Below are 19,698 nucleotides of genomic sequence, written 5' to 3'. Positions count from 1 at the left end.
AGATAGCTCCCTTTAGGGAGCCATCTTCAAAAAACATGGGAGGGGGAGAGTGTCTATTTCTTGTGAATTTGGTTTGCTACTTCCTGTTCCTTGGCTTTTACTGCTTCCTCATCAGCCAAGTAATAATGCTTAATAGGTTTAAGTGAATCATCCAGCTCATAAACCAGCGGTATACCTGTTGGAATATTTGTCTTGGCTATTTCATCACCGGACATTTTATCCAAGTATTTCACGATGGCACGCATGCTATTACCGTGAGCTACTATCAGAACCTTTTTGCCTTCTTTTATAGATGGTGCTATAGCATCAGCCCAATAAGGTATGGCACGAGCTTCTGTTTCTTTAAGAGATTCACTAAGTGGAAGTTCATCTTCGGGAACCAAAGCGTACCTCGGATCGTTTCCAGGCCAACGTGGATCACTCTTCTCTAACTGTGGCGGCGGTACATCATAAGAACGTCTCCATAGTGTAACCTGCTCTTCACCATATTTTTCTGCGGTTTCAGCCTTGTTCAAGCCCTGCAAAGCTCCATAGTGACGCTCATTGAGCCTCCAGTGCTTATAAACAGGAATCCACTGAAGATCCATCTGCTCTAACACGATGTTCAGTGTCTTGATAGCACGCTTCAATACAGATGTGAATGCAACATCGAATGTGTAACCTTCTTCTTTTAGCTTCTTGCCAGCATCAATGGCTTCTTGCACACCTCGTTCGGAAAGATCGACATCTGTCCAGCCGGTGAACAAGTTTAGCTTGTTCCAATCGCTTTCCCCGTGTCTTATCATAACGACTTTATACATCCATTCTCACCTCTTTTTTATTTATAGCACCGCTTAATAATGGCTCTTTTTAAATAATTGTGAAACACTTCATTGCTTATTTTTCCCTTTAAGCCATTCCTCCACTTTTTTTGCAGGCCATGTATTTATTACATGGTCTGGATCAGCCCATCCACGTTGAGCTTGAATGATTCCCAACGCCATATTATCCAGCTCATCAGTATCATGAGAATCCGTACCAATAGTTATTGGCATATCGTACTGCGTGATTGCTGTGAGAACACCTACATCGTCGATATCCAAACGCATGGGCGTGCAATTCAATTCAGGTACCACACCATATTTGTGACACAGTTGTATCACCTCATTTGAGGTAACATCCATGCCTTCTCGTCTACCCAGTATTCTGCCCGTAGGATGCGCAACGATGTTTGGTTTTGCATCACTAAATGCCTTTTCATAGCGGCCGAGGATTTTTTCCTTTTCCTGATTCAATGCACTGTGTATAGCCGCGATAAGTACATCCAAGCGCTCATCGGTAAACAAAAACGTGCCATCGGCTTTTATATTCCCTTCCATGCCCACGAATATCTTTATGCCCACTTTTTTTTCTGCTTCTCTTATGGCGTTTATGTAATCGGGCAGTATTTCCGGCGTTAAACCATTTACCACACCTATACCAGTAGCATGGTCACTCATTACCAACCATTCATAACCAAGTTCTTTTGCTTTTCGTGCCATTTCTTCAATTGAATTAGACCCATCAGAAAACGTGCTATGCACATGAGTGTCACCTTTTATATCTTTCTGTTGTACCAAAGTGGGCAGTTTCCCGCTCATGGCACGTTCTATCTCTCCTCTATCTTCCCTCATTGTAGGGGGAATCCACGGAAGACCCAAAGCGTTATATATCTCTTCTTCTGTTCGCCCGGCAATTTTTTCGTCGTTATCCATCTTGAATAAACCGTATTCGTTGAGCTTATAGCCCTTCTTTATGGCAAGCTCTCTGAGCTTAATATTGTGCGCTTTAGAGCCCGTAAAATACTGAAGAGCAGCACCCCACGAATCTACAGGTACCGCTCTTAAATCTACTTGCAAACCTCCTGTAAAAACCGATGTTTTTGTATCACCTTTAGCCAAAACCTGAGTAACGCCGGGCATTTTGACAAAAGCGTCCATAACAGGAATAGGATTGTCAGTTGCAACTAACACATCGCAATCCCCTATATCTGCCCTGCCTCGCCTTAAACTCCCAGCAGGTGCTATATCTACAAATGACGCATTACTTTTTAGATAAGAAATGACATTGTGAATAATGGGAAGCGCCAAATAAAGCGGTATTCTACCACTAAGCTGTCTATACATCTGTATTCCGTCAAGTAACTTTTTTTCCATTTTTGCTCCAAACCCGCGCATGCCCTGGAGTCTGTGCGTTTTTAACGCTTCTTCAAGCTCTTCAATGCTAGTTATCCCTGCTTCTTGGTATAAACGCCAAGAAAGCTTAGGACCAATTCCTGGGACATCCATAAGCGCAAACAGACTTTCAGGTATGTCACTGGATATTTCTTCTAAATATGAACTCTTGCCTGTCTTTAGATACTCTTCTATCTTTGATGCTATACTCTCACCAACTCCCGGTATATCTTTGAGCTTACCTTCTCTCCAAATTTGTTCTATTGGGTCAGAAAGGTTCTCTATCCTCGTAGCTGCTTCATCATAAGCTCTTATTTTAAAAGTGCTTTCCCCTTTTATCTCCAGTATCCTTGCAATTTGCCTAAGTAAATTAGCCACTTCCTGATTTGTCATGGCCCCTCCCAACGTCCGTTTATAGCCATATATTAACACTGCAATAATGGTGTTCTGTTTGCAAAAAACACAGATGATATAATGTATTTATGGCAGAAAAAACATTAATTATTTATAAACCAGATGCTGTTCGCAGAAATCTTATCGGTGAAATAACGGCTCTTTTTCAAGACCGCGGCATGAAAATGGTCGCAGCCAAACTAGGCTGGTATCCCAGCGAGTTTTGGGAAGAATTCTATGCTGAACACAAAGGCAAAGACTTCTTCGAGCGTTTGGTGAACTACATGTCCAGCGGCCCCATATTCATAACAGTATGGTCTGGCGACAACGCCATAGCCATAGCGCGACAGATGGCAGGAGCCACTGACCCGTTAGAGGCTGCCCCCGGCAGCATACGTGGCCGTTATGGTCTTTGCATGCCCATGAATACCGTTCACTGCTCCGATTCCATAGAAGCAGCCGAACGTGAAATAGCTTTGTTTTTCAAAGACGACGAAATCTTCGAGTGGTGAGCAAACACTGCATATATCACTATGTCAATATCAATTATTGATAAGTGGCAATTTTAGTTTACTGGCTTAGCTTTTTGTTCTTAATTGTTCTAAGTGTATTAAATGTATGTGGGAACAATGTTAATCCCCAAACCCTTAAAGAAGCCTTTATAGATAAGGGATTAGAAAATAGGTCGTGTATCGACTGCATTAGAAACTCTGTAAAACTACGTTTTGCGCTTTGTGCGAGTCTTAATTCTGTTTCCTTTTGAGCTAGCCTGTTTTGCATTCTATTCAACAGCTCTTGTGGGCATTCGGCGTCACGTCTCAATATTTCAAGTATTTTGTGAATAGCTAACACTTCAGACGATAAAACATCGATTTTGCTATCAAGTGAAGTTTTTTTAACATCCATACCAATAGCCATGTTTTGCCCATGGACTCTGTATAAAGTAAGTGGTTCATCAATATATTCTAGGTCATAATGGCCAGCAATATTTAAAGCAATCCACCAATCTTCGCTCCTATCAAAGCCCACATTTTCTGGTATAGGGTAATATAAATCTGTCAAATCCGACCTGACCATAATAGTACCACCGGATACGAAATTTCCAAGAGCCAAATCGTAAATAACTTTACCCTTGAGCGGTTTAATACTGTACAATTTCCAGAAAGAAGGAGCGAGAACCCTTTTATCTTCAGAAATGACAATCATATCTGAATAAACTAATCCAATGTTTGGATTGGCTTCCAATATGTCTACTTGCTTAACTATTTTGTCGGGCAACCACATATCATCTGCGCCTATAAATGATATGTATTTACCCTGAGCTTTCTTGATTGCAGTATTTATAGCACCCAAAAAAGTGGAGTCAATATATAGCTTCCTTATTGAACTACCAAAACTTTCAATAATTTCCTTTGAGGAATCAGTTGACCCGTAATCGACAACTAAGATTTCCAGACAATCTTTCGGATAATTTTGAGCCAGCATGCTATTTATAGCATCTGCCAAGAATCTTCCATAGTTTTTGTTTACTACGATACAGCTGACCAAAGGTTTATTGCTGTTCATCTTTCTTGCTTTCAAACCATTCTATGGTCTTTTTTAACCCTGGTATTAGCGATGTGGATGGGCTCCATCTTAAAACGCGCCTCGCCAAATCGATATTAAGTACCCGACGCCTCACATCATCTATGTCACGCTTATCAACGTATTGAACGGAAGATTTACTTCCAATAATGGAAATTACTGTTGAGGCTAACGAGTTGATGCTCGTCTCTACACCTGATCCCACATTGAAAACCAAGCCAGGGCTAACAATTGCTGCTCTAACGGTCGCATCAACTGCATCGTCCACAAAAGTAAAATCTCTTGTTTGCTCACCATCACCATAAACTGTAAGTGGTGAATTGGAGAAAGCACTAGCTATGAATTTTGATATCACCCCGCAATATGGATTTTCAGGTCTCTGATTTGGTCCGTAAACATTTGAGTATCTTACTATAGAAACAGGAACCTCATATGTTTCAAAATAGGCCATACAGTAGTTTTCAGCGGAGAGTTTACTTGCAGCATATGGATTTAAAATGGTTTTTGGATCGTCCTCGTTTATTGGCAAGTATTTAGCGTTTCCGTATATCGAAACTGAAGAGGTATATACCAATCTTTTAATGTGTTCTTTCTCTGCTAAGCAAGCCTGAAGTACGTTTAACGTTCCTCCGACATTGGTCAAGAAATCCTTCATCGGTTCCTTGGTAGAGACGATAATATTCCTGACAGCAAGGTGAAAAACGTATTCGCTTGTCTGAACAAGACGTTTCACTAACTCTCCATCTTCAACATCGCCATCTATTATTTGGACAGGTAATTGTGTAAGATTTTCCTTAAAGCCAGTAAAAAAGTTATCTAAAACAGTTACATTAGCTCCAAGTTCTACGAGCCTTCTCACAAGATTAGAGCCGACAAATCCTGCCCCGCCTGTAACTAGAATATTCGCATTTCTAAATGATTCAACCTCAAACTCATTTCGTTGAACAAACATACATAGAACTCCTTCCTTGTCCAAACAATATGGTTTATATAAAAACTTTTTACGTTAATCATTCTAACATCTCACCTTGAAAGGCAACAACAGTTTTTTATATACTCTTAAGAAAATAGCAAAGGTATATTCTTAGTTAGCTTTTACGTTATGCAAGGTTTTCAACGGCACATTGAGGCGGAACAAACAGAAAACATGAAACATCATTAGTAACTTCTTTGTTCGCTTGTTCAGAAACCAGATGTGCCTTATGATGTTTGCATGTTCCTACGTACACCGTAGCTGTCTTTGGCCTAACTCCAACCACTGTAGTGTCAATATCTCCTTAAGCAGAATATACATGCAGCGTGATTATCAAGATGACATTTGAAGAAATACCATCTTAAACCTTGCCAGTTATTTGTCCGTGAGTACCAGACCCAACCCCAATGTGTAATCAGGCTGTTTCATCTTCAAAACCTTAAAGAAAACGTACGACATATCATAGCCATAATATTGCCCGGAGTGCACTAGTATTTCTTGCGTGCCACTCTTTTCCAACTGTTCTTGCACCACCGCTTCCTTAATTATCTGTGGCCTTGCACCAACAAGCGAAACAACTTTCAGCTGTTCTAGCCCGCTCAAACACTTTTTGGCTTAGCTGGATTGCCAGTAACTATGGTACCAGCAGGCACATCCCTGGTGACTACCGCACCAGCACCTACGAACGCATCTTCTCCCACGACTTTGCCAGGAAGTATTGTCGCATTCACGCCAATGCGTGCTTTTCGTTTTGCAACTAAACCCTTCATCTTAGTGAAACGATCGGCATCTCTGCCCGCAGAGTTATCATTGGAAGTAGCAACACATGGAGCAATAAACACCTCGTCATCCACGTCTGAGAGCGCGGTTATATAAGCATTGGTTTCAATTTTGCATTTAGAACCTATTCTGCAACCATTTTCGATGGCTACCCCACGCCCTATAATTGTATAATCGCCAATCGTAACATCTTCACGCACCGTGGAAAGATCTGCAATTAAGCAAACAGCTCCAATTTGTGCTCCTGCATAGATAATAGCGGAAGTTCCGATGATACAGTTGTCACCAATACTACAAGGAGGTTCTTCTTTTTCTCCCTTTTCTTTGAATATGCTCGTAGCAGCTCTCATGGGCTGTTTCCCAATAACAGCGTGGTCGTCAATGCGAACATTATCTCCGATAATAGAACCTCGGTGAATGATGACGTAGTAGCCAATAGTACAGTTGTCACCTATAACAACATCGTCCTCAATCACGGAAAATTCACTTATTTTTGCGTTTGTTCCTATTTTAGCGTTCGGAGATATATATCTCATAAAAGCTACCTCTTTTCTACCATATCGACGGTGGAAAAATCGCCTATGGGGAAACCCACAGCTGTCCCAAGCTTACGGGATTTGTAGATACCAAGCACAACTTCTACTGCCTTTTTCCCTTCTTCAGGTAAGATGTAAGGATCTCTATTCGTCAAAACAGCGTCAATAAAATCTGCATAGAGTGGGGTATGGCCATGCCCATAAACACTTTCAGGGTCCTCATAATTTACCAACTGCTTCACTTGTTCTTCATCATCTAAACCATCTGCAAATTTCCAATCAAGTATCTTGTTTAGTGCCACCCCACCGATTCTAACAGTGCCTTTTTCTCCAAAAATGCTCAAAGTTTCTTCCAAGTTTTTAGGGTAAATACATGCAGAACCTTCAATGATACCTATGGCGCCATTCTTGAACCTGAGCAGTGCTGCGCCCATGTCTTCCGCTTCTATGGGCCTAAGAAATGTGTCAGCCTCGGCATATATATGGTCCACAGGCCCCATCATCCACTGCAATAGGTCGATATCGTGTATACCTTGATTCATAAGTACACCGCCATCTTGCTGCCATGTCCCACGCCAGTTAGCCTGTTTATAATACTCATCGTTTCTGTTCCAGCGTATGACGGCAACCCCATGAACAAGCTTCCCAAAACGCCCTTGTTCCAAAGCTTCACGAAGCTTTTTAACGGGTGGGTTGAATCTGTTTTGGTGGCACACAGTTAACTTTTTACCTGTGTTTTTAGCCACGTCTATCATCATCTGGGCATCCATTGTAGAAAGAGCCATGGGTTTCTCAACAATGACATGCTTGCTCGCCTGCATAGCATCACAAGCAATGCGCGCATGGGTACCACTGTATGTGGCGATGCTAACCACGTTGATACCTTCATTGCCTGATAACAATTCGCGGTAATCAGTGTATACACGAATCTGAGGAACATGCGCTCCCTTTGTTTGCAGCAATGATTCATACTTCTCCTTAAGGCTCAGAGCTTTGCTTTCTTCTAAATCGCAGAGCGCAACTAACTCAGCTTTTTCAATATTGTTAGCTAATGCCTCAATATGTTTTGGGGCAACTCTCCCACACCCGATAAGCGCAAACCTTAATTTATCCGACATTTTCTTTATCCCTCACTTAACCTACAGTACTTCTATCTTGTCACGATTTTGCGCAATGTGCCTTGTTGCATTTCGGGTGTCGAACACAAAAGGAGCATTCTCTACAATAGAATCATAGTCATAAATAGAATGGTCAGTTGTGATAATGATCAAGTCTACGCTTTCAAGTAAGTCCTCAGTTACTTCTTCAGAACGGTATTCTTTCCCGTTAATAGAGCAAACTGGTATGTAGGGGTCATTGTAAACAACATTGGCCCCTTCTTTTTCAAGAAGAGCAATTACTCTTAATGCAGGTGATTCCCTTATATCATCAATATCCTTTTTATAAGCCACACCAAGTAGCAAAATTCTGGAACCGTTGATGGATTTCTTAAACCTGTTCAGAATACGGTATGTTCTATCAACTATGTACTCCGGCATACCATCATTTATTTCTGCAGATGTTTCTATCATTTTTGTGTAATAATCGTATTCTTTTGCTTTCCATGAAAGATAAAGTGGATCTATAGGAATACAATGACCACCCAATCCAGGACCCGGATAGAATGGCATAAAACCGTAAGGCTTTGTGCTTGCGGCATCAATCACTTCCCATACATTGATTCCCATGCGATCACACATCAACGCTAATTCATTAGCAAGTGCTATATTCACATTTCTGAAAGTATTCTCATAGAGCTTCTCAAGTTCTGCCACACGGGGGCTTGATACTTCAAAGACATCACTTTGAAGCACATTGCTATAAAGAGCTGCAGCCACCTTTGTGCATGTCGGCGTAACACCACCTACTACTTTTGGAGTATTTTTCACATTGTACTGTTTATTCCCCGGATCAACTCTTTCAGGAGAGAACGCGAGGAAGAAATCTGATCCACATTTCAAACCAGTCGCCTCAAATATGGGCTTCAGTTCTTCCTCAGTTGTGCCTGGATAAGTGGTACTCTCCAAAACTATGAGCATACCTTTGTGTAAGCGCTTTGCCACTTCTTGCGCAGAGCTTCTAACAAATGTTAGATCTGGTTGTTTGTTTTTATCCAAAGGTGTGGGCACGCAGACAGTAACCACATCAAGGTTTTTTATCTCATCGTAGTCAGTGGTAGCTCTCAACTTGCCGGCACTCACCATATCGCGCAACTCTGTATCGACTACGTCCCCGATATAATTTATGCCACTGTTCACCATAGCCACCCTTTTTTCCTGCACATCAAAACCCAGAACTTGGTATCCGGCAACTGCCTTATCCACAGCAAGAGGCAAGCCTACATACCCAAGACCAACTACTCCAACTTTCGCCGTTTTCTGCTCTATTTTCTGAATTAAATCATCAGCTAACTCATTATCAACGTGACCCGGTTGATACTTGTTCATGGCATTAACTCCTCCTTAAAAAATGACCTCACGGAATTTGCAACATAGTCAATTTGCTCATCGGTAAGCTCTGGATACATAGGCAAAGATAAGTTCCTTTTACAAGCCGCCTCAGATACAGGAAAGTCTCCTACCGTAAATCCGAGCTCGCTATACGCTGGTTGGAGATGAAGAGGTAGTGGGTAATAGATACCCGTCTCTATCCCCTTCTTCTCTAGAAACTCCTTTAGTTCGTCACGCTTATCTGTGAGTATGGTATAAAGGTGGAAAATATGTTGATTCTCAAGACCAATATCTGGCAATTGGATCGGGAGCCCATCAAGAAGTTGGTTGTACTTCCGTGCTATATCTTGTCTTTTTTGATTCCAGTCATCTAAATGTGTCAGCTTGACTCTAAGTATAGCTGCTTGAATTTCATCCAGCCTGCTATTATAACCGATCATTTCATTGTGATATTTTACTTTGCTTCCATGCGCCCGGAGCATTTGCATACGCTCCGCTAAAGTGTCATCGTTCGTTACAATTAGGCCTCCATCGCCGTAAGCACCCAAGTTCTTGGTCGGAAAGAATGAGAACACTCCTATATCCCCAAAGGTACCAAGTTTTTTGCCGTCAGCGTCAGCACCCATGGATTGGCAGGCATCTTCCACCACAAACAAATGATGTTCTTGAGCAATAGCGGTTATTCTCCTTATATTTGCCGCTCTGCCAAATATGTGAACCGGAATTATGGCTTTTGTCTTAGCAGTTATTGCACTTTCAAGTTTCTCTGGGTCCATGGTAAGTGTTGTAGGATCAACATCCACAAAAACAGGTTTTGCACCTACACGAGAAATACATTCAGCAGATGCGAAGAACGTGTAAGGCACCGTGATTACCTCATCACCCAACCCTATACCCAGAGAATCAAGAGCAATAACTAAAGCATCCGTACCATTGCCAACACCAACAGCATGTTTTACCCCTAAATATTTTGCTATTTCCTCTTCAAAATATATTTCATTAGGGCCTAAAATGAATTTAGTAGATTCGAGAACAGTATTAATTGCTCCTTGTACTTCAGTTCGTATTTGTTCGTACTGAGCCTTTAGATCAAGTAAACTTATTGTCAAACATCATCCCTCCTATAAGCCTACAATATGAAAATCTATTGTCTCATGAATATCAGGACCACAAATAACATCTAGTTCTTTCTTGTGAAATGATACACCAAAATGCAAAGGCATTTCATATAAGTTGAAGAACGATTCCTACACTTTACAATTGCAACTTTATATCCTGTTTAATAAAAGCATCCAGCACAAGAATCGTCTTGTCCATCCTTAATATTCTAAACCAGTAAGAACATCTGAAATCAAGATGTATTGGCTGTTATTGAATAGCTTCAGCACGCTATAGCTTTTATAAGTCCTTTTATTGTAGAAAAACATCTTAATTCAAATACCGAATGGCATTTAAAAGCAAGCTGAATACCTTAAGTTTTAGAACTATTACTTGGTTAATAAGTGTAACTCGTTCGCAAATTCACATAAGAGCTGATTATTCTCGAACGGACAGTATGCCCGCCTGCGCGAGATGAAACGGTATTGTATGCTGAAGCTGTTGATGGTTAATTCTTTTACTATAGGCTTAGCCATCGCCTTTTGTACTCTAGGTTAAAAATTAAATTCCTTGAAGGTTCTCAAATATCACCAAAATAGAGTCAATAATCATTCATGAGTTTTCCTACTTTGTTATTCTCAGAAAGTGTTGCCCTATTTAACTTTTCAGCACAGCATGACATGTCATATATGCTGTATTGAGGTCCAGAGAGAAATACTCTTTCCACAACTGCAACTCTATTTGTTGTTACATAATGCCTGCGAATGGCAAAGTGGTTCGTCGCGGCAAAGAATAACGTGTTTTGAAATCGCCAAGTTTTTGATCCACCACATTTAACCATTTCTCATTGATTCTAAGACAGTATTTGAAATCGACATAGTCTATGAAGGAATTTTTTGAGCTAGACACTCTCTTAATACCACTTGAGATCAAATTGAATCTCACAGAACTGATAACTATTTGTCTAAAAAGCTTCCCAATTTTCTATTTTTTGCCAAGCCTTTGCCCTGAGGTTTTAGAACAATGACTCTAACTTTAACATTTCGTACATATAGCAGAAGGCCGCTCCAACGTTCAGCGAACACTCAACACGTTTGTTCACCCCACGCTGCTGCAATGAACATCTTTTATCCAAAGTAATGTACGCATCATTATCGTGCATCTGCCTAACTACGTAATCTATAAAACGATGAATACTTACCTGCCGAACAATTTGGAATGATACCTATTAATCTTCTAAACTTCAGTAGTTAACTTGCCCAGCCTAATATTCTCCTTTATACACTATGGCTTATATCTTAGCAAAGTCTCAAAAATTAACTCCATGCCTACTATTTCCCCTTCCAAAGCAAAAAGCGCGCTAATTCCCACGTGAAACTATCCACCGCATATTTCGGAAAATGTATCAGCTTGTATCCGATATTTCCGGTACGATATTCTATATAATCAGTGATGGCTCTTGCAGATTTCGAATTCCCAAGGTGAAGCTCTTCCAGCCTTGTTAATAAAGCCTTAGCCTGTCCAACTTTTCCCGGTCCTGCAGCAGCAAATTTACCAATCGATTGAGCAGGAGACTTTAGAATCCTTGCCAACTTGTGTATAAGTTTTTGATCTTTCACTCCTATCGTGTTTTTGCCATGCTGCCTATAAAGAGTAAAAACAAAAGGTACATACTTTACGACCCCTACCGCGCTAGCCATAAGGAGCAACCATATGTCATGCATTATGGCTTCTTTAGGGATAGGAAGGCAAAGTTGTAGTAGAGATTTGTTGAAAGCCGTGGCGCAACCCGGTGCAATACTTCTACTAAGCAATAGTTCTAAGGATGTTGCCTTCCTACTACTCGGGTCTATTTTCCATAGAGCTTTAATAGAAGGTGATAACGAGTACCCAGCTTCATCAATCAAAGCATAATCTGAGAAGACAAGTACAGGAGTAGTTTTGCCATGCGTGTACTCTAATTCACATATCTCCTTTACCATAACAGACACTTTAGAAGGTAACCAAACGTCATCTTGGTCTGCAAGAAAAATGTAATCAGCTTCAGTCATCTTCAGGACGTGTTCAAAATTCTTCTTAGCATCCTTGAATGTGATACCATCCTCAATGAAAACAACTTTATCTGGATAACACTCTGCTGCTTTTCTTATCTCTTCTACGGTGCCATCGTTAGACCCATCATCGTGAACAAGTAATCTAAACTCTGAGTAATCCTGCCAAAGTATGGACTGCAACTGCTCACGAATGTAAGGCATACCATTATATGTTGCCATCACTATATCAACTCGATCATTCATACATCAAGCTCCTGTCTAACTAGTTTTCTGCTGAAAAATGAACTATAACTTCTGGCTTTTCTTTGTTAAATATATGCTCTATGAACTCTTTATTGGTTATGTCCGCCTTATAAAAAGTTATATCGTCCATTACTTCCCCAAGTCCGGTCAAGTCTCCTGCGCAAGTGAGCTTGCCTACCGCTGCTACATTGTGACCTTTTCCTACTGCTTGCCTCCATGTATTCATAACAACGCCATCTATGCTCAGAGGTTTCATATCAAAGGGCATCTTCTATCACTTCTTTCAGGTATTCTCCATAGTCTGTGTTCTTTAGCTCCTCCGCTATCTCCATTAATTCCTTTATGCTTATCCACCCATTCTTGTATGCTATCTCTTCAAGACAACTTATCATTAGTCCTGTTCGCTTCTCTAATGTCGCTACAAACTCGCTCGTCTCTATGAAACTATCATAGGTCCCTGCGTCAAACCACGCAAATCCTCTCCCTAACAACCCTACTTTGAGCTTCCCTCCCCTTAAGTACGCTTCGTTCACTGAGGTTATCTCTACCTCTCCCCTCTCCGAAGGCTTTACTCCTTTTGCTACCTTTACAGCATGCTTGTCGTAAAAGTACAATCCTACTACTGCCCAATTGGACTTCGGTTCCTTAGGCTTCTCCTCTATGGACTGCACTTCCCCTCTATCGTTAAACGCTACTATACCAAAACGCTCCGGGTCTTTCACCGGATAAGCAAACACGTATGCCCCACCATTTCCTTCTACTTCTGCCTTCGCCTTTCCTAGTACGTTCGGCAAATCATGACCAAAAAAGATGTTATCCCCCAGCATATAGCAAATGCTGTCTTCTCCTATGAAATCTTCTGCCAATACTAATCCTTCTGCAAGCCCATTGGGTTTCTGCTGCACAAGGTATTCTATGTGCATACCAAGCTTCTCTCCATGTCCAAACAAGCGCTCAAAACCTGCTTTATCTTGAGGGTTTACTACCAATGCCACATCTCTTATCTTTAGCATCATCATAACAGACATGGGGTAATAGATCATGGGCTTGTCATAGATGGGTACAAAGTGCTTGTTTATAACCTGCGTCGTAGGATACAACCTTGTTCCACTGCCTCCTGCCAGTATTACTCCTTTCATTACAATGCCTCCCTAATGTCTAAGGCTCTAACAAACCAAGAGAATTCCTCAAGCAATTAAGTCACTTCCCTTGAATACTACCTCGTCCATAGTCATTATCTGCCAAGAAAATTTCCTTCAACGCATCTCTAGTTCCCCGACGAATCGCCACAGCTTTCCAGTAATGCCCCACCAATAGCTGCCTAAGCACCCAACCGAAACTTGCCCAACGGAACTTCAGGTACGTGCAAGAATTCTTGTGGCAGTGCGCGAAATAGATGAGAACACGATTATACCCTTCTTTGTAGCCAGTTTCTTTCTCATTTTCACGGCCAGCCTTACTCTGATGATGAAAGGCACGTGATTTAGGTTCTACCATGAGATAACAACCATTTTTTTTAGCTCTGAGGCAGAACTCCACATCTTCCAAGGCAGTTCGACCGCCACTGAACGTCTTAAACAACCCAAGCTCCTTCGCTAAACGTTTGTTGTACGAACAGACACCCCCGTGTGCGTAATAACCTTTTGTTGTATCCTTAACCCAGTCATTCCACACCTGAAAGCCCAAATCATTCACATCCCAAGAGATTCTGGAATCCAATAAGAAGACTTTATTAAATAATTTCTCAAATGTTCCTTTTTTGCGGTTATTAACAATAACACCGCCAACACCCACCAAGTTTGTTTCATTATTAGTTTCCCAAATCTTCATTATGTGCTCAAAAAAACCTTCGTAAAGTTCAATATCGTCATCGAAAATGAAGACAATGTCGTTATTAGCAAGCTGTAGACCCTTGTTTCTCGATGCACTAGAACCTCTTTGTTCGTTGTAAAGGTCTTTTTTGTTGTAAATCATTTTCACAGTTTTATTAAAACAATTTTCCTCTAACTCAGATATCAGCCCATTACCTAAATCATCATCGTCAATTATCAAAACTTCTTCCGGCAGAAGAGACTGATTCAATATAGAACTTATACACTTTCGTAAATCGTCAGGACGTTTATATGTCGGTATCACTACACTGAATTTCACTGGTTAATGTCACACCTCCATTAATTACAATCTTCATGGTAAAATCGTAACATAAAGGAGATCAGTGCGTTACGAAAGACTTATGGTAATTGAACTTTTATATAGTAGTATGGTGATGGAGTAAGTTATGGAAAACACACCGCAAAAATACAAGGGCCGCGTCCTTTTTGTTGCTACTGTAGAAAGTCATCTGTTAAACTTCCACATACCCTTTATGGAACTTTTGCAGAATAAGGGCTACGAAGTGCATGTGGCAACCAAACTTGCAAACAGGCAGCAAGAATTTGATGATATTGGTGTAGTCAAGCATAACGTTGACTTTACCAGGAGTCCTTACTCGCCGAAAGTTTTTACGTCACTTTTTCAGATGGAAAAACTATTAAGAGAAGTGCCTTTTTCACTTGTCCACGTGCATACGCCAGTGGCAGCTTTTGTTACACGTTTGGCTTGTCAGCGAACAAACACTCACCCTGTGCTTTATACGGCCCACGGCTTTCATTTCTACAAAGGTGCACCTTTAAGAAACTGGTTACTCTATTACAACATGGAAAAAATAGCTGCCCATTGGACGGACGGACTCATAACCATAAATCAGGAGGATTACTTAGCAGCAAAAAAGTTTAAGTTATACAACAATGGAAAAGTTTTTTATGTGCCTGGCGTAGGGGTTGACATTAATGCCATCCGAGAAAAAGCTGGTTTAGTTGATACCGTAAAACTTCGTCAAAGTTTAGGAGTAGGTGCAGATGAAATAGTTATTATTACAATAGCAGAATTGATTCCTAGGAAAAACCATGAACAAGTACTAGAGGCTCTCGCTATACTCAAGGAAAAGAATTTTCATTACCTAATAGTTGGCAACGGTGAAAGTGAAGAAAAACTCAAGACAAGGGTCAGACAGCTAGGACTGCAAGATAAAGTCCAGTTTTTAGGCTTCAGGAAAGACATCCCAGAATTGCTAGCCGCTTCGGATATATTTGTCCTTACTTCAAAACACGAGGGACTGACAAGAGCAATTATGGAGGCGATGGCTGTTGGATTGCCGATAATCGCCACCAACGTTAGAGGAAATAGAGATTTAGTTATTAACAGAGAGAATGGTCTTTTGGTTGAGTTGGATGATATTGAGGGTACAACAAAAGCACTCGAAACATTGTTGAGATCACCACAGCTAAGAAAGAAATTGGGATCGAGAAGCAAAGAATTAGTCCAAGCATATGATTTAAAAAACGTATTGCCTATGATGGAAGAAATTTACGATTTCTACCTTAAAGCTTAGAAAACTAATGAGCTTAAAGTATAAGGCGAAATAGTTTCCTTGCTCGTCTGACGACTCTTTTGTTTTGTACAATAACGCAACTCAACAAGGTAAGCAGAAGAATAGATTAATAGAACTCAGAACAGAACCTACTAGAAAGGTTGGTTTACAATTAGACCGTGGCAAAGAAACTAAATTTGAGTAGAAAAGAATCCGTATTAGCGCTCTCAATTTCCACAATGTGGTCAAAGGTATTTGGTTTCCTTAGGGAAATGCTAACTGCATACTACTTTGGAGCTGGCGTGATAAAAGATGCCTTCAATGTGAGCCAAGCTATACCCACCAGGATAGGCACAGCATTTTTTGGAGCCATCAACAGTTCGCTTCTGCCTTATCTTATTCATCTAAGAAACCAGGAAGGCGAAGATGCATTTTGGAAAGCATATGCCAGCATTTACAGGTGGCTCGTTACAATCTTGGTGGTGTTTGTAGCGCTAATGATGATTGTCCCTCAACCGTTCATAGCATTGTTAGCACCCGGTTTTTATAAAGACCCTCAGCGTCTTTCCTTAACAATGTACTTTATAAGGTTCACTGCATTGGTGTTTTTGTTTCAGGTACTTTCATCTATGCAAATATCTCTGCTACAGATTTTTGAAAACTTTCTGCCTCAGATAGGCATAAACATCTTTGCATCGGCGGCAGGCGTTTTAGTGCTTGCATTGGCAGGATTCCTTCACGGGGCTAATGCGACAACACTTTCTTTGTCAGCATTAACCACTGGCTTTGTGACCTTTGCCATAGCATATTACTTAGCCATACCATATAAGGCCCATATGAAAGGTGAAGGTTTATGGAATAGTTACGTTTCTGATTATTTGAGATTCTTACTCCCTGTCTTGGCTGGACAAGTGGTTGTTATATCTTTCACGCTGGTGGATCAACTGATGGCATCATTCTTGCCCGTAGGTAATATATCCGCTCTGAACTATGCCGCACTTCTTTATAATCTGCCCATAACATTGTTTTCCACACCTATAATAAGCGTGCTTTACCCTGGCATATCTTCTTCTTCAGCGAACCAAGATTGGAAGTCACAGGCAGAACAAGTTTCCCGAGGGACACAGCTCATATGGTTAATTGTTCTACCCTGTTGTATAGGTCTTGCTGTCCTTGCCTTGCCCATTGTAAAAATTGTTTACATGCGCGGAGCCTTCGATCTGGCAGCCGCAACGTTGACAGCCTCGGCCTTGCTATATTACGCCATAGGTGTTCCTTTCTCTGCTTTGCAAAGCTTACTTAATACGGTGTTTCTGTCCGAAAAAGACAATATAACGCCACTAAAAAGAGACATTGTCGGTATACTACTGAATGCATCGCTCAATTATCTGTTTGGCATACATCTAAAAATGTATGCAGCTGGGTTTGCATTGGGTACAGCCATATCGTGGACAATTCTTTGTTTGTGGCTCTATTCTTCATGGATGCGTAGGCATCATATAAGCCTCATATATATCATCGGGAAACTATGGAAAAGCACAGTTTCCGGGCTGATAATGATGGCTGTAATACTGCTATGGCAACATTTTATGCCCTATGAAGGCTTGCACTTAATCCTGCTCATTGTTGTAGCAGCACTGGTGTATTTCGGCAGTTTATTTGCGCTTCACGAAGAAAATGCAATATCTACTACAAAACAAGCACTGAACAAAATAAAACAGTATATTAATCATTAGGTATTACTGTCTTTAACAAAAATTAACACGAGAGTGCTAAACTCAGAATAATAGTTTGCATATGAAAAAGAATAATACGAAAAGAATTATTTTACTGGTTATTTTGGCTGTGGCCGTTGTGCTGGCAGGCTATGTTTGTGTCAGGTATACTTCCTATGAACATGGCTTAAAAGAAGCGGAAGAAGCATACGTTATACCCAAAGCAGAACCTGAAACCGATACAGCTACGGCAGAAGAAAACCAACCTGAGAAAACCACTTCTACTGCCACATCAACACATACAGCTTCAAGTGATAAAATTCCTGCGGCGGTTTGCAATACGCGATCAACAAATATTTTGGTGCTGGGCATAGATACAGGTGAGCCATACAACCGTAGGCCAAGATCAGACACGATGATGATCTATTCGCTGCAACCGTGTAAGAATCGCATTGTAGAAGTTTCTATACCGAGAGATTCAAGGGTGCAGATTCCAGGCTACATGACAACTAACATAAATCGTGCTTTTGAAGTAGGTGGAGCAGCACTTTCCCAGCAAACAGTAGAACAGTTATTCGATATAAAGATAGATAGAGTTGTTGTTTTAGATTTCGCCGGGTTTACAAAACTAATTGACGTGCTCGGAGGCATCACTGTAACAATAGAACCAGGTTTTAATGAAAAATACAATGTAGACCCACCCTTGCCCGTGGGTAAGGTAACACTTAATGGAGCACAGGCATTGCAATATGTAAGAGCGAGAAAAAGCGATGTAGAGCGAGTACAACGTCAACAAGCTTTTATAAGCGCTTTGTATAAGCAAATAAAAGCCAAGAAGGCCTATTTAACTGTGGCTAATTTTATATTGGAAGATCCAGACGTAGTAGTCACCAACTACTCATCCGGTGAATTGCTTTCTTTAGCGAGGAATGCAGAAAAATACTCAAACTACAAATTACAAACGATATTCCTAAGAGGTACGGCAACCTATATAGATGGGCTCAGCTCGTGGATTTTGAATAAAGAAGATGTGCAGAATGTGCACATCATGTTGTCCAAATAGCACGGGAGCATTTTAGGCAAAAGCACCCTATTTGGGTGATGGTCCGAGGGGTGTTTTTGCCTGTGCATTCTTTATGTCACGCAAGAACAATTTCTCATACTGCGCGAATATCTTATCCCACGAATAGCGTTTTTCTGCTATTTTAAGCATCTTAGCAGCATTTTCGCGGAGCTTTTCTTCATTCAAAGCTTTTACTACCTGCACCAACTCTTCAACATTGCTAAAATAAAAAGCTGCGTTTTCCGTAACCGTCCGATTAAACGGCACATCGTAAGCAACTACGGGAAGACCGAGCCACATGGCTTCAACTAAGGACGGGTTGGTTCCACCTACACTATGCCCGTGCACATAAAACGAGGCGTGAGATCGTATGCGGTTAAGAACTTTTTGGTCATAAACAGGTCCAATCATTTTTATGTTTGGAACATTCTTGTAACGTTCTTTCAGCTCTCTACTCCAACGGCTATGGTTCCAGTTACTAACATAAACCAAATTCACATCAGGAATTTCCTTGAATGCCTCCAAAATCATATCCACGTGGTTCTCTGGTTCTGCACGAGATACAGCCACGGCATAGTTTTCAAAAAGGTTCAAGGGTTTTTGTTTATCGCTGTCCATCAACACTTTTTCTAAAACATCATCAGCTCCATACTCAATAACCACAGGGCGTTTATGGTAACGCTTCTCTGCATAATCTGCTACTGCTTCGTTGTCCGTTACGAGCACATGTGAGAACCTTGCTGCCAAACCTTCGCTAAAAAGGAGAAACGACCGAGCCATGCGCCCCCACTTAGCGCGTTTCCATTCCAAGCCATCCATATGGACCACCAACCGTTTGCCTGTGATGTCACATAGGAATCTGGCAAGTGGCATGAAAACAGCACCAGACACACCGAGCACAAAAACTATATCGGAATGGAAAATAGCATCAAGCATGCAAAACCCATCATAGAACACACTTTGCCAGCCATTAGCGTTTAGCGGTATATACTTCAACTCCGCTCCAAAATACTCTTTTTGTTTTTCTTTGTAACTTTTATTACTGCAGTAGACACGAAACTTCATCTTACTGCCAAGTTTTTTTACCAGATGGTCGGCAAAGGATTCAAACCCACCGTAATTGGGTGGCAGCCCCACAATGCCAACAATAGAAATCTTCTTCATTATCA

Annotated in this window: 19 protein-coding genes; 4 read left to right on the top strand and 15 right to left on the bottom strand. The window is 41.0% G+C overall.

The window, feature by feature from the left end; translation table 11 throughout:
- Window positions 1-53 precede the first annotated feature (53 nt).
- Complete coding sequence (gpmA, locus tag D890_RS0101575; protein ID WP_018962783.1) at window positions 54-800, bottom strand: 2,3-diphosphoglycerate-dependent phosphoglycerate mutase; 747 nt, start codon at window positions 798-800, stop codon at window positions 54-56.
- Between the two features lie 69 nt (window positions 801-869).
- Window positions 870-2,585, bottom strand: coding sequence for a DNA polymerase/3'-5' exonuclease PolX (gene polX / locus D890_RS0101570; RefSeq protein ID WP_018962782.1), 1,716 nt, complete (start codon window positions 2,583-2,585; stop codon window positions 870-872).
- Between the two features lie 89 nt (window positions 2,586-2,674).
- Here polX and ndk point away from each other — a divergent pair, with 89 nt between their 5' ends.
- Entirely contained in the window at window positions 2,675-3,097 is a 423-nt protein-coding gene (gene ndk, locus D890_RS0101565) for a nucleoside-diphosphate kinase (RefSeq protein WP_018962781.1), read from the top strand.
- A gap of 58 nt (window positions 3,098-3,155) precedes the next feature.
- On the opposite strand, the gene D890_RS0101560 is transcribed toward ndk, so the two are convergent.
- From D890_RS0101560 to D890_RS0101510, 12 genes are all read right to left on the bottom strand, one after another.
- Complete coding sequence (locus D890_RS0101560; RefSeq protein ID WP_156802646.1) at window positions 3,156-4,166, bottom strand: glycosyltransferase; 1,011 nt, start codon at window positions 4,164-4,166, stop codon at window positions 3,156-3,158.
- A complete protein-coding gene (locus D890_RS0101555) occupies window positions 4,138-5,121 on the bottom strand; it encodes an NAD-dependent epimerase/dehydratase family protein (protein WP_018962779.1) in 984 nt (327 codons plus the stop codon). Before D890_RS0101555 ends, D890_RS0101560 begins: the two co-directional genes overlap by 29 nt.
- A 396-nt stretch (window positions 5,122-5,517) precedes the next feature.
- Window positions 5,518-5,745, bottom strand: a complete 228-nt coding sequence (locus D890_RS0101550; protein WP_026291274.1) for a hypothetical protein — start codon at window positions 5,743-5,745, stop codon at window positions 5,518-5,520.
- The gene (locus D890_RS0101545; protein ID WP_018962778.1) at window positions 5,742-6,458 is read right to left on the bottom strand and encodes an N-acetyltransferase; all 717 of its coding nucleotides are present in this window, start codon (window positions 6,456-6,458) and stop codon (window positions 5,742-5,744) included. Before D890_RS0101545 ends, D890_RS0101550 begins: the two co-directional genes overlap by 4 nt.
- Before the next feature lie 5 nt (window positions 6,459-6,463).
- Window positions 6,464-7,576 carry a Gfo/Idh/MocA family protein gene (locus D890_RS0101540; protein WP_018962777.1) on the bottom strand — a complete coding sequence of 371 codons (1,113 nt, stop codon included), beginning with the start codon at window positions 7,574-7,576 and terminating at the stop codon, window positions 6,464-6,466.
- A 21-nt stretch (window positions 7,577-7,597) separates the two neighbouring features.
- The gene (locus tag D890_RS0101535; RefSeq protein ID WP_018962776.1) at window positions 7,598-8,944 is read right to left on the bottom strand and encodes a nucleotide sugar dehydrogenase; all 1,347 of its coding nucleotides are present in this window, start codon (window positions 8,942-8,944) and stop codon (window positions 7,598-7,600) included.
- The gene (locus D890_RS0101530) at window positions 8,941-10,056 is read right to left on the bottom strand and encodes a DegT/DnrJ/EryC1/StrS family aminotransferase (RefSeq protein ID WP_018962775.1); all 1,116 of its coding nucleotides are present in this window, start codon (window positions 10,054-10,056) and stop codon (window positions 8,941-8,943) included. The genes D890_RS0101535 and D890_RS0101530 overlap by 4 nt, the downstream gene beginning before the upstream one ends.
- A 590-nt stretch (window positions 10,057-10,646) precedes the next feature.
- Window positions 10,647-10,886 (bottom strand): hypothetical protein, encoded by a 240-nt coding sequence (locus tag D890_RS07935; RefSeq protein WP_156802645.1) that lies wholly within the window; start codon window positions 10,884-10,886, stop codon window positions 10,647-10,649.
- Between the two features lie 490 nt (window positions 10,887-11,376).
- Entirely contained in the window at window positions 11,377-12,342 is a 966-nt protein-coding gene (locus D890_RS07490) for a glycosyltransferase family 2 protein (RefSeq protein ID WP_018962774.1), read from the bottom strand.
- A 19-nt stretch (window positions 12,343-12,361) separates the two neighbouring features.
- The gene (locus D890_RS0101520; RefSeq protein WP_245533117.1) at window positions 12,362-12,598 is read right to left on the bottom strand and encodes an NAD-dependent epimerase/dehydratase family protein; all 237 of its coding nucleotides are present in this window, start codon (window positions 12,596-12,598) and stop codon (window positions 12,362-12,364) included.
- Between the two features lies 1 nt (window position 12,599).
- Complete coding sequence (gene rfbA / locus D890_RS0101515) at window positions 12,600-13,481, bottom strand: glucose-1-phosphate thymidylyltransferase RfbA (RefSeq protein WP_018962772.1); 882 nt, start codon at window positions 13,479-13,481, stop codon at window positions 12,600-12,602.
- Window positions 13,482-13,542: 61 nt separating this feature from the next.
- Complete coding sequence (locus D890_RS0101510; RefSeq protein WP_018962771.1) at window positions 13,543-14,493, bottom strand: glycosyltransferase family 2 protein; 951 nt, start codon at window positions 14,491-14,493, stop codon at window positions 13,543-13,545.
- Window positions 14,494-14,620: 127 nt separating this feature from the next.
- On the opposite strand from D890_RS0101510, the gene D890_RS0101505 reads away from it, so the two are divergent.
- The 3 genes from D890_RS0101505 to D890_RS0101495 all read left to right on the top strand — a co-directional run bounded on the left by D890_RS0101505 (window position 14,621) and on the right by D890_RS0101495 (window position 18,529).
- Window positions 14,621-15,772: a glycosyltransferase family 4 protein gene (locus D890_RS0101505; protein ID WP_018962770.1), complete on the top strand. Its 1,152-nt coding sequence runs from the start codon at window positions 14,621-14,623 to the stop codon at window positions 15,770-15,772.
- Window positions 15,773-15,930: 158 nt separating this feature from the next.
- The gene (gene murJ, locus D890_RS0101500) at window positions 15,931-17,487 is read left to right on the top strand and encodes a murein biosynthesis integral membrane protein MurJ (RefSeq protein WP_156802644.1); all 1,557 of its coding nucleotides are present in this window, start codon (window positions 15,931-15,933) and stop codon (window positions 17,485-17,487) included.
- Between the two features lie 61 nt (window positions 17,488-17,548).
- A complete protein-coding gene (locus D890_RS0101495) occupies window positions 17,549-18,529 on the top strand; it encodes an LCP family protein (protein ID WP_018962768.1) in 981 nt (326 codons plus the stop codon).
- Between the two features lie 27 nt (window positions 18,530-18,556).
- On the opposite strand, the gene D890_RS07485 is transcribed toward D890_RS0101495, so the two are convergent.
- Window positions 18,557-19,693 carry a DUF1972 domain-containing protein gene (locus tag D890_RS07485; protein WP_018962767.1) on the bottom strand — a complete coding sequence of 379 codons (1,137 nt, stop codon included), beginning with the start codon at window positions 19,691-19,693 and terminating at the stop codon, window positions 18,557-18,559.
- Between the last annotated feature and the right edge of the window lie 5 nt (window positions 19,694-19,698).

Source organism: Coprothermobacter platensis DSM 11748 (assembly GCF_000378005.1).
Classification (GTDB): domain Bacteria; phylum Coprothermobacterota; class Coprothermobacteria; order Coprothermobacterales; family Coprothermobacteraceae; genus Coprothermobacter; species Coprothermobacter platensis.
The sequence above is the reverse complement of the archived record's forward strand: the minus strand, read 5'-3'. Positions and strand labels throughout refer to the sequence as shown.